General features: G+C 53.3%; 14 protein-coding genes and 1 other RNA gene. 1 reads left to right on the forward strand and 14 read right to left on the reverse strand.

Annotated features, from left to right (window positions below; translation table 11 throughout):
- The first annotated feature begins 3 nt into the window (after positions 1 to 3).
- A complete protein-coding gene (locus tag GCWU000342_RS11035; protein ID WP_408640210.1) occupies positions 4 to 168 on the forward strand; it encodes an IS3 family transposase in 165 nt (54 codons plus the stop codon).
- 179 nt (positions 169 to 347) lie between these two features.
- On the opposite strand, the gene pckA is transcribed toward GCWU000342_RS11035, so the two are convergent.
- From pckA to purB, 14 genes are all read right to left on the reverse strand, one after another.
- The gene (gene pckA, locus GCWU000342_RS03565; RefSeq protein WP_006905893.1) at positions 348 to 1,952 is read right to left on the reverse strand and encodes a phosphoenolpyruvate carboxykinase (ATP); all 1,605 of its coding nucleotides are present in this window, start codon (positions 1,950 to 1,952) and stop codon (positions 348 to 350) included.
- A gap of 180 nt (positions 1,953 to 2,132) precedes the next feature.
- Positions 2,133 to 3,329 carry a phosphoribosylaminoimidazolecarboxamide formyltransferase gene (locus GCWU000342_RS03570; RefSeq protein WP_330360273.1) on the reverse strand — a complete coding sequence of 399 codons (1,197 nt, stop codon included), beginning with the start codon at positions 3,327 to 3,329 and terminating at the stop codon, positions 2,133 to 2,135.
- Between the two features lie 37 nt (positions 3,330 to 3,366).
- Positions 3,367 to 4,080 carry an IMP cyclohydrolase gene (locus GCWU000342_RS03575; protein ID WP_006905896.1) on the reverse strand — a complete coding sequence of 238 codons (714 nt, stop codon included), beginning with the start codon at positions 4,078 to 4,080 and terminating at the stop codon, positions 3,367 to 3,369.
- A gap of 292 nt (positions 4,081 to 4,372) precedes the next feature.
- Positions 4,373 to 5,047 (reverse strand): uracil-DNA glycosylase, encoded by a 675-nt coding sequence (gene ung, locus GCWU000342_RS03580; protein ID WP_006905897.1) that lies wholly within the window; start codon positions 5,045 to 5,047, stop codon positions 4,373 to 4,375.
- Positions 5,048 to 5,163: 116 nt separating this feature from the next.
- Complete coding sequence (gene hisF, locus GCWU000342_RS03585; RefSeq protein ID WP_006905898.1) at positions 5,164 to 5,925, reverse strand: imidazole glycerol phosphate synthase subunit HisF; 762 nt, start codon at positions 5,923 to 5,925, stop codon at positions 5,164 to 5,166.
- A gap of 2 nt (positions 5,926 to 5,927) precedes the next feature.
- Positions 5,928 to 6,536 (reverse strand): imidazole glycerol phosphate synthase subunit HisH, encoded by a 609-nt coding sequence (hisH, locus tag GCWU000342_RS03590; RefSeq protein ID WP_006905899.1) that lies wholly within the window; start codon positions 6,534 to 6,536, stop codon positions 5,928 to 5,930.
- Positions 6,537 to 6,548: 12 nt separating this feature from the next.
- Positions 6,549 to 8,039, reverse strand: coding sequence for a sensor histidine kinase (locus GCWU000342_RS03595; protein ID WP_044960855.1), 1,491 nt, complete (start codon positions 8,037 to 8,039; stop codon positions 6,549 to 6,551).
- 22 nt (positions 8,040 to 8,061) lie between these two features.
- Entirely contained in the window at positions 8,062 to 8,742 is a 681-nt protein-coding gene (locus GCWU000342_RS03600; protein ID WP_044960853.1) for a response regulator transcription factor, read from the reverse strand.
- Positions 8,743 to 8,828: 86 nt separating this feature from the next.
- Positions 8,829 to 9,175: a transfer-messenger RNA gene (gene ssrA, locus GCWU000342_RS10140) on the reverse strand.
- 123 nt (positions 9,176 to 9,298) lie between these two features.
- Positions 9,299 to 9,769 carry an SsrA-binding protein SmpB gene (gene smpB, locus GCWU000342_RS03605; protein ID WP_006905902.1) on the reverse strand — a complete coding sequence of 157 codons (471 nt, stop codon included), beginning with the start codon at positions 9,767 to 9,769 and terminating at the stop codon, positions 9,299 to 9,301.
- Positions 9,770 to 9,776: 7 nt separating this feature from the next.
- Positions 9,777 to 11,894: a ribonuclease R gene (gene rnr / locus GCWU000342_RS03610; RefSeq protein WP_045000637.1), complete on the reverse strand. Its 2,118-nt coding sequence runs from the start codon at positions 11,892 to 11,894 to the stop codon at positions 9,777 to 9,779.
- Positions 11,895 to 12,156: 262 nt separating this feature from the next.
- Positions 12,157 to 12,411 carry a preprotein translocase subunit SecG gene (gene secG / locus GCWU000342_RS03615; protein ID WP_006905904.1) on the reverse strand — a complete coding sequence of 85 codons (255 nt, stop codon included), beginning with the start codon at positions 12,409 to 12,411 and terminating at the stop codon, positions 12,157 to 12,159.
- A 166-nt stretch (positions 12,412 to 12,577) separates the two neighbouring features.
- Positions 12,578 to 13,930, reverse strand: coding sequence for an NADP-specific glutamate dehydrogenase (gdhA, locus tag GCWU000342_RS03620; protein ID WP_006905905.1), 1,353 nt, complete (start codon positions 13,928 to 13,930; stop codon positions 12,578 to 12,580).
- Positions 13,931 to 14,119: 189 nt separating this feature from the next.
- Complete coding sequence (purB, locus tag GCWU000342_RS03625) at positions 14,120 to 15,574, reverse strand: adenylosuccinate lyase (RefSeq protein ID WP_006905906.1); 1,455 nt, start codon at positions 15,572 to 15,574, stop codon at positions 14,120 to 14,122.
- Positions 15,575 to 15,578 lie beyond the last annotated feature (4 nt).

The following is a 15,578-nucleotide window of genomic DNA, read 5'->3' on the forward strand; positions in this document are numbered from 1 at the left end:
ATCATGAAACGTGAAATGTACTATGGGCGTAAGTTCAGAACGAAAGAAGAACTTCTTAAAGCAATTGAAAAATATATGACCTATTATACGGGCAAACGTGTACAGAGAAAACTGAAAGTCATGACCCCAATGGAATACCATGAAATAAAACTGTTGGGGACAGCATGAAAACTGCCCGGCATTAATGCCGGACAGGAAAACTTTTTTGTTTTTCAATTGTCTACTTGACGGGATGCACACCACAATCACGGGCTACAGCGGTTTTTATTAATATTTTTGTTACAGGTACTGACCCGGGCAGGAATTCACAGTATCCTCTCCCACCTTATTTCGCGGGAGAAAGAGGGTCAGGCCTTGGGGCCTGCAGCAACTAAGGCCTTGCCAGCCTCATTGTTCTCATACTTCTTGAAATTCTTCTGGAATCTTGCGGCCAGATCAGCGGCCTTTGTATTCCACTCAGAAACGTCCGCGTAGGTATCGCGGGGATCTAAGATGGCAGGATCTACTCCGGGAAGCTCCGTGGGAACCTCAAAGTCAAATACCGGAATCTTCTTGGTGGGCGCCTTGTTGACGTCGCCATTCTGGATGGCGTCAATGATGCCGCGGGTGTCCTTGATGGAAATGCGCTTGCCCGAACCATTCCAGCCGGTGTTGACCAGGTATGCCTTGGCTCCGTTCTTCTCCATCTTCTTGACCAGCTCCTCTGCGTACTTGGTGGGATGCAGCTCCAGGAAAGCCTGACCGAAGCATGCGGAGAAGGTGGGGGTGGGCTCGGTAATCCCGCGCTCTGTACCGGCAAGCTTGGCGGTGAATCCGGACAGGAAGTAATACTTGGTCTGCTCGGGAGTCAGAATGGATACCGGAGGCAGTACTCCGAAAGCGTCTGCTGACAGGAAGACGACATTCTCGGCGGCAGGGCCGTGAGAGATGGGCTTTACAATGCTCTTGATATGGTTGATGGGATAAGAGACACGCGTATTCTCCGTCACGCTCTTATCCGCGAAGTCAATCTTGCCGTTCTCATCAACCGTTACGTTCTCTAAGAGAGCGTCGCGCTTAATGGCTCCGTAGATGTCAGGCTCCGCCTCGGGGTCAAGATTGATCACCTTGGCATAGCATCCGCCCTCGAAATTGAAGACGCCATTGTCGTCCCAGCCGTGCTCATCATCGCCGATCAGAAGACGCTTGGGATCAGTCGACAGGGTAGTCTTTCCCGTGCCGGACAGGCCGAAGAAGATGGTGGTATGCTCACCATTCAGATCGGTGTTGGCGGAGCAGTGCATGGAAGCCATGCCCTTTAAGGGAAGGAAATAGTTCATCATGGAGAACATTCCCTTCTTCATCTCGCCGCCGTACCAGGTGTTGACAATGACCTGCTCGCGGGAAGTGATGTTGAAGAGGACAGCGGTCTCGGAGTTCAGACCCAGTTCTCTGTAATTCTCAACCTTTGCCTTAGAGGCGTTGTAGACAACGAAGTCAGGCTCGAAATTCTCCTGCTCCTCCGCTGTCGGCTTGATAAACATATTGCGTACGAAATGCGCCTGCCAGGCGACCTCTACGATAAAACGAACTGCCATACGGGTCTCTTTGTTGGCGCCGCAGAAACCGTCGACCACAAAGAGTCTCTTATTGGAGAGCTCCTTTTTGGCGATCTCCTTGACTGCCTGCCAGGCCTCCTCAGAGGCGGGGTGATTATCATTCGGATACTCCTCAGAAGTCCACCAGACCGTATCCCTGGAATTCTCATCCATAACAATAAACTTATCTTTGGGTGAGCGGCCGGTGTAAATGCCTGTCATGACATTAACGGCTCCAAGCTCCGTCACTGTCCCCTTCTCATAGCCCTCAAGAGACTCCTTGGTCTCCTCGGCAAAGAGCTGCTCATAGGAAGGATTGTAGACAATCTCGGTCGTACCCGTGATGCCATACTTTGTTAAATCTACATTTGCCATTTTAAACCTCTTTCTTATCTGGAATGGATAAGCAACCGCCGAAAACAGCTTCGTCTTCGGAATACATCTCAATATGGATCAGAAAGACGCATCAATTACCATTATACATAGAGTCATTTCATTTTCAATCGCCCGAAAAAAAGAGTGATGAAAGAGCTGTGAACATATATGGATGACCGATCAGTGGTGAAAGAGACGGATTCCGGTAAAGGACAAAGTCATGCCGTACTTATCGCAGCAGGCAATCACATTGTCATCGCGGATGGATCCGCCTGGCTCCGCCACATAGGACACACCGGACTTATGCGCTCTCTCAATGTTGTCTCCGAAGGGGAAGAAGGCGTCCGAGCCCAGAGCGACCCCATGGTTTTCGGCCAGCCATGCCCTCTTTTCTTCTGCCGTAAAGACAGGCGGTCTGCTCGTAAATACCTTCTGCCAGGCGCCATCCGCAAGGAGGTCCTCATACTCATCGCCGATATAGAGATCGATGGCATTGTCCCGATCCGCTCTCTTGATGCCATCGAGGAAGGAAAGCCCCATGACCCGGGGATTCTGCCTCAGCCACCAGTTATCCGCCTTCTGGCCCGCCAGTCTGGTGCAGTGAATTCTGGACTGCTGACCTGCCCCGATACCGATCGCCTGCCCATCCTTGACATAGCAGACGGAATTGGACTGGGTGTACTTGAGGGTGATCATGCTGATCGCCAGATCGCGTTTGGCCGAGGCGGGCAGATTCTTGTTTGCGGAGACCAGGTGGTCGAAGAAGGTCTCGTCAATATTCAGTTCATTTCTCCCCTGCTCAAAGCTGATGCCATAGACCTGTTTGACCTCAAGAGGCGCGGGGACATAGGAGGGGTCGATCTGAATGACATTGTAGCTGCCCTTTTTCTTCTCCCTGAGAATCGCAAGCGCCTCTTTTGAATAGGAGGGAGCGATCACCCCGTCAGAGACCTCTCTTTTGATCAGCTGGGCCGTAGAGACATCGCACTCGTCAGACAGGGCGATAAAATCTCCAAAGGAAGACATGCGGTCCGCCCCTCTGGCCCTGGCATAGGCATTTGCCAGCGGAGTCCAGTCGATATCCATGTCGTCCACCCAGTAGATTTTCCTGAGCGTATCGCTCAGGGGAAGGCCAAGAGCCGCCCCCGCCGGAGAGACATGCTTAAATGAGCTCGCTGCCGCAATCCCGGTCACCCGCTTGAGCTCGCTGACCAGCTGCCATCCGTTCAGGGCGTCCAGAAAGTTAATATAGCCCGGTCTTCCATTGAGGACGGTAACCGGCAGATCCGAGCCGTTTTCCATGAAAATGCGCGAGGGCTTCTGATTGGGGTTGCATCCGTATTTCAGTTCCAGTTCCTTCATTCCACTCTCCTTTATCCTGGCATTCTTCTACAATTCGAAATCCAAGACTCCTTCAGCTATTCTTGTTGATGATTCTGGTTTGGCTGCTCTTATCTTTCAGATTAATATAGCGGACAAAGAGAGAGACCCTGTTGTCCTCGTCAAGAGAAGACCAAATCTCCTCTGCCAGACTGTCAATATCTCCGGTCAGAGCTAAGAGGGTAGGTTCTCCCTCATAGGAGGGGAGGGGGTCTCCGTCGGATTGATAGGTGTGAATAAAGTAGCCCTCGCCCGCAAAGGGCTTGTCATAGCAATAGGTCTGACGGTCGCACTGGGTTGGATTTCCATTGTGACTCTTTAAAATCGACAGGGAGATAGCGCATCCGTCCTCTTCCAGTTCAAGCAGTCCGGAAATACGCGGGGTATAATTGGGGGCGTCCGGCTCAAAGCATCTCTTTCTCAGAGCTTCCTCAAAGCTTTTGCCAGCCCTCATCCCATCATAGATGGTATCCGTCTGGTCCCCGTTGCTGACGATCAACATGTCATCCAGCAGGCGAACCGGCGCGTAAATAATCAGGCTCGGATCTTCCAGCTTGGACGGATCATAGGCCTGTGTGCGAATTCCGCCTTCCTCCTCCACAAAAATCCGGTTTCTGCTGTTCTCGCTTCGTCCCATAATGAAATAAGCGACGACGGCGGACCTGCCGTCCTCGGACTTGCCTAAGATAATCCCTCGTCCGGGGTAGGAATTGCCCGCGAGTTCTCTCTTCAGTGAACGTATCTTCATTGAAATCCTCCTGCTTGAGACTGAGCTACTTCACTATTATAGACAATGATCCTCTCTTTCACTTATTCCGAATATTAATACTGCGCGCAGACTCCGCTTATAAGTAAAAGTTCTGCCCGTGGGCGCGTCAGCTTTCCGCCACCTCCCTAATCGCGTCATTCAAAAAATTCCGCCCGCAAATACGTCAGCTTTCCGCCCTCCCTGATCGCATCATTCAAAAAATTCCGCCCGCAGACGCGGACAGAATTTTACTCAATTTCCCTGATATCTTTTTCTTTCTTTGGGCAATTCCTCAGACATTCTCAATCTGCCAGTCGATCGGCTCAAGCCCCTGCTCTTTTAAATACTCGTTGCACTTGGAGAAATGCCCGCAGCCGAAGAACCCCCGGTAGGCGGACAGGGGACTGGGATGGGGCGCCTTTAAGATCAGGTGTCCCGGGTGATCGAGCATAGCAGCCTTGGCCTGCGCGGACGATCCCCAGAGCATGAAGACGATCGGCTGATTTCTCTCGTTTAAAACCCGGATCGCGGCGTCTGTGAACTCTTCCCAGCCGATTCCCCTGAGAGAGTTCGCCTGATGAGCCCTCACCGCAAGGACCGTGTTGAGGAGCAAAACCCCCTGCTCGGCCCATTTGACCAGGGAACCATGATTAGGGATATAGCATCCCAGATCCCTGTTCAGCTCCTGGTAGATATTGGCCAGAGAAGGAGGGATCCGAACGCCCTTTCTGACGGAAAAACAGAGTCCCTGTGCCTGTCCCGGCTCATGATAGGGATCCTGTCCCAGGATCACCACTTTAACCTTGGAAAGGGGGGTTAAGTGAAAGGCATTGAAGATCTCCTCAGAGGGGGGATAAATGACGTAGCTGTGGTACTCCTCCTTCATGCGAAGATAGAGCTTCCTGTAGTAGTCCTTGTGAAATTCCGGCTCAAGAGCCGGGAGCCAGTCGTTTTCAATTGCCGCCATACAACCTCCAGATTAAAATCCACACTAACATCGTCGGAACCCGAATTCCTCAGGAGAAATCCTTCTCCGCGTCTCTTAGGCAAAAGCATGCGTCTCTCAGAGAAATGCTACAGGCCCTACAGTCTCACAGAAATCCCCCGTCCCCGGAGATATTCCTTCAATTCCCGGATCTCCAGTTCTCCGTAGTGAAAGAGAGAGGCCGCCAAGACCGCGTCCGCCCCGCCCTTTGTCAGGGCATCATAGAAATGCTCCTTCCTCCCGGCGCCACCGGAGGCAATCACCGGAACCGAAACCTCCCCCGCGATCGCCCTGGTCAGGGAGATATCATAGCCGTCTTTCGTCCCGTCACAGTCCATCGAGGTCAGAAGGATCTCTCCGGCCCCGCGAGCGACCGCCTCTTTCGCCCAGGCCACGGCATCCATACGGGTGTTGAGACGCCCGCCCTGCTGATAGACCTCCCAGCCCGATCCGTCCTCCCTTCGCCTGGCATCAATCGCCAGAACCACGCACTGACTCCCGAATTTATCCGCCGCCTGGGTCAGAAGCTCGGGATGATCGATCGCCGCGGAATTGACGGAGATTTTGTCAGCCCCCTCCGCCAGAAGGGACTTGAAATCGTCCACACTGCGAATTCCTCCGCCTACGGTAAAGGGGATAAAGACCTCGGCGGCGACCGCTCTTACCATATCGATCACCGTTGCCCTCTGATCACTGGAGGCCGTGATGTCGAGAAAGACCAGCTCATCCGCCCCGGCCGCGTCGTAGGCCCTGGCAATGTCGACCGGATCTCCAGCGTCCCTTAAATCAACAAAGTTCACCCCCTTGACCACCCGGCCGTCCTTGACGTCCAGGCAGGGGATCACCCTCTTGGTAAACATGGTCACACCTCCAGAAAGTTACGCAGAATCCGAAGCCCTACATGAGAGCTCTTCTCAGGGTGAAACTGACAGGCGAAGAGCTTTCCTCTCTCCACGGAGCTGTCCATCCGCACCCCTCCGTATTGTGTTGTGCTTGTCACGATGGATGGATCATTGGCCCTCAGATAGTAGGAGTGGACGAAGTAGACATAATCCTCTTCCTTAAGCCCGTAAAAGAGCCTTCCCTCCCTAGGAAAAGACAGAGAATTCCAGCCGATATGGGGAATCTTAACCCCCTCCTGATTGGGGATCCGATAAATACCTCCCGGCAAAAGTCCAAGTCCACTGACTCGCGGACTCTCCTGGCTGAAGGAAAAGAGCAGCTGCAGCCCCAGGCAGATTCCCAGGAAGGGGATCTCTCTTGCGACCGCCTCCTGGATGACCGGAACCAGTCCATAGGAGTGGAGACGCTCCATCGCCTGGCCAAAGGATCCGACCCCGGGCAGGATAATATGATCCGCGGACAGGATTCGTTCAGGATCCCTCGTCAGAAGAGCCTGTGAGCCGACAGCCCGGCAGGCCTTCTCAACGCTTCTGATATTCCCGGCGTCATAGTCGATGATTGCCAGCATAATTCTCTCCTGTCAGGCATTTGTCGTATCAAAAGTAAAATAGAACTCCACGCCGTCTTTATGATTGATGACTCCGCACTCCTGCTGAAAGGACTCGGAGATCGCCTTGACGACAGATAAACCGATGCCGGATCCCCCGTAGGCGCGGCTTCTGGCCTTGTCCACCTTGTAGAATTTCTCGAAGAGGTGGTCAAGAGCGGCCTCAGGAATGGGGTCTCCTGTATTAAAGACCGAGAAGCGGACTCTTTTGGGTTCTCTTTTGGCCCGCAGGCGAATCTCCTTCCTGCCTCCGCAGTAGTGAATGGCATTGCTCAGATAATTACTGATCACCTGTTCGGTCATAGTTGGGTCCGCCCAAATATGAATCGGCTCATTCTCAGGCTCGATATCAATCCGCATTCCGCTCGCGAGAATCTTCTGCGAAGCGACGAGGGACCGGACGGAGGCCATGAGATCGAAACGCTCCATGGAAACCATATTTTTCCCATACTCCAGGGTATTGAGATTAATCATCTGCCGAACCAGGCGATTCATGCGATTCGCCTCATCTAAAATGGTCTCCGTATAAAATTGAATATCCTCCGGCGTCTGCGCGATCCCATCCTGCAGACCCTCCGCGTATCCCTGGATGACCGCGATGGGCGTCTTGAGCTCGTGAGAGGCGTTGGAGAGGAATTCCCTGCGCATCTTCTCCTGCTTGTCACGGATCTCAAGCCCCTTCTTCAGATCGTTGTTGGCCGTCTTCAGTTCACCGATGCTTGTCTGCAATTTCCCGGAGAGCTCATTTAAGCTCTCTCCCAGATCATCCAGCTCATCATAATTCGTTGTCCGCTGGTACTTGGCGTCAAAATCCAAGTCAGACATCCGCCGGGCCAGCTTCTGCATGCGGCGGATCCGCTCGGTGATCATGCGGGCGGCGAGTCCTCCCACCAGAACAGATAAGATCACGGAGATCGTTCCCGCGATGAAGAGGGTTTTGCGCAGAATGAAGGCCGCCTCCTTGAGCGACTCCACTCCGCTTCGAATCACAATGAAATTGCCGTCAGTGAATCGTCCGATCAGAACCAGGTATTCCTCGTGTGTGTGTGAATCCGCAACGCGAATCTGGCGGGAACTGGGATTCTCGTCACTTGTGGACGGAACCGGAAGATCCCTGTTCTCCGCTAAAACCTTGCGCAGGCTTCCCGGGATGGCTGAGCTCTCATCCATGGATGATAAAAGGAGGTCTCCGCTGCCGCTTGTAACCACAGCGTCGAGGTTGAAGTTGGCGCAGATCTGCTCAAACTGCAGGCGGTAGTCCGGGGAATAGATATGACCGTCCCTGGACTGATCCTCGAAGATACCGTAGACCTTCTCCAGATTTCCCACCTTATTGCGCGCGTAGTAATCCTTGAGCAAGAAAAAGTTGATCAAAAATGTCAGAACAATTAATCCGTTGATGACAACCAGAAAGATGATGACAATTTTTTGGTTGATTCCTGTCCAGATCCTCTTCTTTTTCACGACCAGATCCTCTTGCCTCACCTTACTCACTGACCTCAAACTTATATCCCATTCCCCAGATCGTGCGGATATAGCTTCCCTTCTCGCCGATCTTGGCGCGGAGCTTCTTGACATGAGTATCAATGGTTCTGGCGTCTCCGAAGTAGTCGTAGTCCCAGACCGAATTTAAGATTTTCTCTCTGGAGAGGGCGATTCCCCTGTTCTCCATAAAGTAGGCCAGAAGCTCAAACTCCTTGGCGGACAGCATAATCTCCCTGCCGTCGACGGTCACCGTATGCGCGACAAAATCCAGACGGATCCCCCCGGCCTCCAGAAGCTTGGCCTGCTCTTCGACGCCGCTTCTTCGCAGAATCGCCTGTACCCGCGCCACGAGCGTCTTGGGAGAAAAGGGCTTGGAGATGTACTCGTCAACCCCAATATCAAAGCCCTGCAGCTCATCCTGCTCATCGGACTTGGCCGTCAGGATGACGATCGGCACCTTGGACGTCTCCCGGATCTCTCTGGCCACATCAAAGCCGCTGAGCTTCGGCAGCATGACGTCTAAGATAATCAGTCCGATCTCATGATCCTGGTAAAAGAGGTCTAGGGCCTCCTCTCCGTCCTGGGCCTCTACGACGTCATAGCCGTCCCTGACCAAAAAGTCGCGGACAATCTTGCGGATACGCATCTCATCATCAACGACCATGATTTTCTGATATGCCATGGTTTCCTCCTCATAGGGCATTCAATTGCCATGAATAATATAAAGAAAAGGGGACCGGATCCAAGTCGTTACTTGAACCAGATCCCTGATGGACTAGAGGGGAATCGAACCCCTGTCCAAAAACCCGTTCCCTGTTCTTCTACGAGCGTAGTCTGTTCTTTATAAATTCCCTCCGCCGCCCGGAAGCAGACATCCTTGCGGTCTTGGTAGCTTCATTTTACGCCCATGCCCTCAAAGCTTTGGGCATGTCGTTTCCTGCTCTTTTTGAAACCCGGCCCCTGACACGCAGGTGAATCAGAAGAGGGTTACAGCCCTCAGGCTGCGATTGCTAAAGAGTTGTTCTTAGCGTTTAAATTTAATTTGGCCATTTAACGCATCGCCATGCGGCTCGCTTCACCAGCTGCAGGATCCCTGTCGAAACCTTTGCTAGCCCTGTTAGGCAACGGAACTCTACAGATGATTCCGTATACAACCGTGCTCCAGAATTATCTTACATGTATTTATTCGCAAAAACAAGAATGCCCTGCCAAATACACACTTCCTTCACCTTCGGCTTCTAGCGGAGATTTCGGATTTTAAATTCCTTTTGAGCCTGGCGCTCCTGATCTCTCCTGGCTAAGTCCGCCCTCTTGTCATAGAGCTTTTTGCCCCGGGCCAAAGCGATCTCCACCTTGGCAAGACTCTTTTTAAAGTAGACTCTTACAGGTACAATGGTATAGCCCTTGGTCTTGATCTGCTGCTCCAGTTTGCGGATCTGCGCCTTGTGTAAAAGGAGCTTCCTGGGGCGCAGGGGATCCCGGTTGAAGAGATTCCCCTTCTCATAGGGCGAAATATGCATCTGGTAGAGGAAAACCTCTCCGTTTTGAATGCGCACCCACGCCTCCTTAATGGAGCATTTGCCCATGCGAAGAGACTTGACCTCCGTGCCGGCCAGCTCAATTCCGGCCTCGTAGAATTCATCCAGAAAATATTCGTGTCTGGCCTTCTTGTTGTTGGCGATCAAATGCACATGACTCGTATCTGCCATCGCTCACCTATCCTATCAATTCAAAATCAATGGTGGAGGCCCTGGCGTCCACGGAAGACACCAGAACCCGCACAGACTGACCGAGCTTAAAATGCCGGTGAAAGCGCTCTCCGATCAACTCATAAGTGTCCTCGGAAAATTCATAGTAGTCGTCTGTCAGTGTGGAGACGGGAATCAACCCCTCGACGGAATTGGGCAGCTCCACATAGAGCCCCCAGCCCGTGACGCCCGATACACAGCCGTCATAGGTCTCTCCCACATGCCCCTCCATGTACTCCACCTTCTTCATGCGATCCACATCCCGCTCGATCTCGACAGCCCGTCGCTCCAGCCTGGAAGTCTCTACCGCCACCGTAGGCATGATATCCTCATAGTGAGCCGCCCGCTCCGGGGAGAATTTCCCGGCGAGATTCTCCTTGATAATACGGTGGATGATCAGATCCGGATAGCGTCGGATGGGGGATGTGAAATGGCAGTAGTATTTGGCGGCCAGGCCGAAATGGCCGATCGAGTCCGTGGTGTATTTGGCCTGCTGCATCGACCTTAGGACAATCGTTGAGATGGTCTTCTCCTCCGGCTTGCCGGCGATCTGAGTCATGATATTTTGAATCTCAATCGGGCGGATCCTCTGAGGATCCGAATGCATGACATAACCCAGGGCTCCCAGATAGGTCTTTAAATTGCGCAGGCGCTCCGCGTCCGGCTTATCATGGGTCCGGTAGAGAAAGGGGATCTCTCGCCTGGCAAACTCTCTGGCCACAGACTCATTGGCCGACAGCATAAAGTCCTCGATCAGCATGGTCGCCTGATTTCTGGGATGCTGCCTCAGATCAACCGCTCTCCCGTTCTCATCCAGGATAATATCTGTCTCGGGAAAGTCGAAATCAATCGCCCCTCTGGCTGTCCGAATCGCCCGGATCTTCTCGGACAGCTCCAGCATCAGACGAAAGGTGTCCGCGAAATCGGCATAGTCTCTCAGAGCCTTCGGATCCTCGTCAAGAACTGCCTGGACTTTCGTGTAGGTCATTCTTCGGTCAATATTGACAACCGACTCTAAGATCTCATAATCGACAACCTGTCCCAGAGAATTCAAATGCATCAGGCAGGAAAGGGTCAGCCGATCCTCTCCCTCGTTGAGAGAGCACATTCCATTGGAGAGAGCCGTCGGCAGCATGGGAACCACCCGGTCCACCACATAGACGGAGGTTCCCCGTTTCAGGGCCTCCTTGTCCAGAGCCGAATTCTCCCTTACATAGTGGGAGACATCCGCGATGTGAACCCCCAGCAGATAGCCGTCCCCTTCTCGCTCAAGGCTGACTGCGTCATCCAGATCCTTGGAGTCCTCCCCGTCGATGGTCACCATGGGGATTTTCCGCAAATCCCTCCTCCTTGCAATTTCCTCCTTTGGCACAGGAATCGCAAGCCGGTCCGCCTCTTCCAGGACAGGCTCAGGAAAATCCATGGGAATCTCATAGGCGCGCAGTGTGGATAAAACATCCACCCCCCTGTCTCCCCTGTGTCCGATAATCTCTGTGACAGCTCCTTCCGGTCCCTTGTCCTTAGCCCCGTAATCCGTAATGGAGACTAAAACCTTATCTCCCGTTATCGCGTTCTTAGTCTGAGAGGCAGGGATAAAGATATCCCCGGGAATTTTCCTGAGATCCGGCTCCACGAAGCCGAAGGTCCCCTGGCGACTCAATTCAAAGCTTCCGACCAAACTCGTAATGCCGCGGCTTAAAATCCTGGTCACCTTGGCCTCTGCCCGATGTCCCTGGTCATCTCCGCGCTTTACAATGGAAATCTGCACCAGGTCTCCATGGAATGCCCCGCCCACATAGTCTCTCGGCACGAAGTAATCCTCGTCCTGGCCCTCTACCGTGACAAAGCCGAATCCCTTGGCATTGGCAATAAAGGTTCCCTCCATGGGCGCTGCCGTTGATTTGCGGTATCTGCCCTGTTCATTGACCTCAATCTTTCGCATGGCGACAAGATCATCCAAAGCCCGCTCAAAGATCTCCTTCTTATCCGCCGGAACATCCAGCAGATGCTCTAATTCCCTGGCTTTCATCGGCACATAGATGTCGTCGCAGATAAAGGAAAAGAGCTTATGACGGATCCGGCTCAGCTCTTCATCCGCCTCGGTCTCTTCCCTGCGCGCCGTCCCTTTCCGCCCTGCGCCGGTTCCTCTTCCTCCATCGCGGTGAAAACCAGAGGAATTGGATCTATGATTTCTTCTTGTTCTGTGATCTGTCACCTGTCACTCCTGAAAATATACGGCTGCCCCGAATCAAAAAGCCGACCACCACCATTCGCGGCTGTACAAGCATGCACATGCGAGATAGGATGATCGGCCTGAATCTGACAGCCCTCGAAAATAACCCGTTTTCTCAGTTGAAAAGCCCCATATTCAAGGCTGCGGACACAACAAAATACACAATGACCAGAATCGTAGTCAGCTTGATCAGAACGCCCTCCCGGGAACGGCCCTTGTTCTTGCTCCAGTAGGAATCTGTGTTGGAAGCCTGGCCGCTCAGAGAACCCAGTCCCGCGTCCTTGCCCTCCTGGCTCAAGATTACAATATTCAAAACAATGCAGACAATGACAAAAATCACCGTCAGAACCGTCTTTAAAACCGCGATCATTTCCTAAACTCCTCTTCTGTCAAAAGGGATTCTATCCATCCGCACACAACAAAAAGCAATATAGCACAGCAAAGACTTCCTGTCAAAGGCCCTCAAGAGGATGGGAATATCTGTATCCTCAAGACAGGTGATTCCTGCAAGCTTGAAAAGGGGCTCGAAAACAGAATTAGTACGCGATCCCCTGAGCCAGCATGGCCTCGGCGACCTTCTCAAATCCGGCGATGTTGGCTCCGGCAACCAGATTTCCGTCCATGCCATACTTTTTGGCCGCATCGTAGGAAGCGTGGAAGATCTGGATCATAATTCCATGGAGCTTCTCATCTGTCTCCTCGAAGGTCCAGTGAAGGCGCTCGGAGTTCTGTGACATCTCCAGGGCTGAGGTGGCCACGCCGCCGGCATTCGCCGCCTTGGCCGGTCCGAAGAGGACGCCTGCCTTCTGGAAGGCCTCGACCGCCTCCGGTACAGAGGGCATATTTGCTCCCTCCGCAACTGCAGTCACGCCGTTGGCAATCAGGGTCTTGGCGGATTCCTCAGACAGCTCATTCTGCGTGGCGCAGGGAAGGGCGATATCGCAGGCAACCGTCCACACGCCGGAGCAGCCCTCATGATACTCGGCCGAGGGCACGCGCTTGGTGTACTCTTTAATCCGTCCGCGCTCGACCTCTTTGATCTGCTTGACGACGTCGACTTGAATTCCCTCAGGATCATAGACATAGCCGTTGGAGTCAGACATCGTCACTACCTTAGCTCCCAGTTCTGTCGCCTTCTGCGCCGCGTAGATCGCTACATTCCCGGACCCTGAGATCACAACCGTCTTCCCCTTGAAGGAGTCATTTTTCATGACAGAAAGCATCTCCTGGGTATAGTAGCAGAGACCATAGCCGGTCGCCTCGGTACGGACCAAAGATCCGCCATAGGCCAGGCCCTTGCCGGTCAAAACGCCTGTGAACTCGTTGCGAAGCCTCTTGTACTGACCGTAGAGATAGCCGATCTCACGAGCTCCCACGCCGATATCTCCGGCGGGAACATCGGTGTCCGGACCGATGTGTCTCTGCAGCTCCGTCATGAAGGACTGGCAGAAACGCATGACCTCGCGGTCGGACTTGCCCTTCGGGTCGAAGTCGGATCCGCCCTTGCCGCCGCCAATGGGCAGGGTGGTCAGAGAATTCTTGAAGATCTGCTCAAAGCCCAGGAATTTGATGATGGACAAATTGACAGAGGGATGCAGGCGCAGGCCCCCCTTATAAGGACCGATTGCCGAGTTAAACTGGACACGATAACCGCGGTTCACCTGTACCTTTCCCGCGTCATCCACCCAGGGAACACGGAACATGATCACCCGCTCCGGCTCAACCAGGCGCTCAATGACCCCTTCCTCTTCCAGCCTGGGGTTGGCTGCGACAACCGGCTCCAGAGAGCTTAATACCTCTCCCGCCGCCTCAAGGAACTCCGTCTGTTCCCCGTTTCTCTCGACCAGACCATCATAAATGCCCTGCAGATATGTAGACTGAAACTTCATGGCCACCTTCCTTTCTTTTTAGCAAGGCAAGCACCTGACTTGCCTGCGCACCCTATTATATCCAATTCGCCTCTTCTTCGTTTTGCGTATTTTAATGATTTGACGGGGAAAAGCGCCTGAAATCGATTGATTTATTTTAATCACGCCCTGTGCATACGGTCGGATTATTCTTCTCAGAGGACCTGAGGCTCAGACATTGATCTCCGCTGTCAGCCCCAGAAGGTCTGCATTCGCGTCAAGGATTGGCCGGACGGTATCGCGCAGATAGACCTCCACCTGACGGGGGGCTCGCCCGACATAGCGGATCCCCTCCATGTGACTCTCCAGATCTGACAGATCCATGCCGAAGGTCTTCTTGTCAGCCGCAATCAGCTCCAGGAGATTATTGTCCTTCCCCTCTACCTTGACTGTCCTTCCGGCCTCCATGGAGAGCTGGCGGATGCGCTCATGCAGCTCCTGCCGGTTGCCGCCGTTTTTGACGGCGTCCATCATGATATTCTCCGTCGCCATGAAGGGAAGCTCCGCTCTCAGATGCTTCTCGATGACCTTCGGGTAGACAACCAGGCCATCCACCACATTGATGCAGAGATCTAAAACCCCGTCACAGGCCAAAAAGCCCTCGGGAATCGACAGGCGCTTGTTGGCGGAATCGTCCAGAGTCCTCTCAAACCACTGCGTGGCCGAGGTGATCGCGGGGTTTAAGGCATCTGCAATGATATAGCGAGACAGGGAGGCGATGCGCTCGGACCGCATGGGATTTCTCTTGTAGGCCATGGCGGAGGAACCGATCTGGGTCTTCTCGAAGGGCTCCTCCACCTCCTTCATGTGCTGCAGCATCCGGATATCATTGGTCATCTTGGTCGCGGAGGCCGCGATTCCCGCCAGAATATTGATCACGCGGGTGTCCACCTTGCGGGAATAGGTCTGACCGGATACCGAATAGCAGGAAGAAAATCCCATCTTTTTGGCAATCATGGGGTCAATCTTATCGATTCTCTCCTGATCGCCGTCAAAGAGCTCCAAAAAGGAAGCCTGGGTCCCTGTGGTTCCCTTGGAGCCCAGCAGCTTGAGACTGGCCAGCACATAGTCCAGATCCTCTAAATCCATCACAAATTCGTTGATCCAGAGACTTGCCCTCTTTCCGACAGTCGTGGGCTGGGCGGGCTGAAAATGGGTAAAAGCCAGCGTGGGCAGGCTCTTATAGCGGTCGGCGAAGTCTGCCAGCTGGGAGATGACATTGAGCAGCTTCTTTCGAATCAGTCTCAGAGCGTCGCGCATAATAATAATATCAGTATTGTCGCCGACATAGCAGGAGGTCGCTCCCAGATGGATAATGCCGGCCGCCTTGGGGCACTGCTTCCCATAGGCGTAGACATGGCTCATTACATCGTGTCGGACAATTCTCTCGCGCTCTCTTGCCACGTCATAGTTGATATCCGTGACGTGACTCTTCATCTCGTCGATCATCTCCTGGCGGATAACTGGCTTGCCGTCCTGGGACAGGCCAAGCTCCATCTCTGTCTCCGCCAGAGCAATCCACAGGCGTCTCCAGGTGGAGAACTTCATATCCTGGGAGAAAATATACTGCATCTCCTTGCTGGCATAGCGCTGTGACAGGGGGCTCTCATATCGATCTGTGCTCATCGTG

It is taken from the genome of Shuttleworthella satelles DSM 14600 (genome assembly GCF_000160115.1).
In the GTDB taxonomy this organism is placed as follows: domain Bacteria; phylum Bacillota; class Clostridia; order Lachnospirales; family Lachnospiraceae; genus Shuttleworthia; species Shuttleworthia satelles.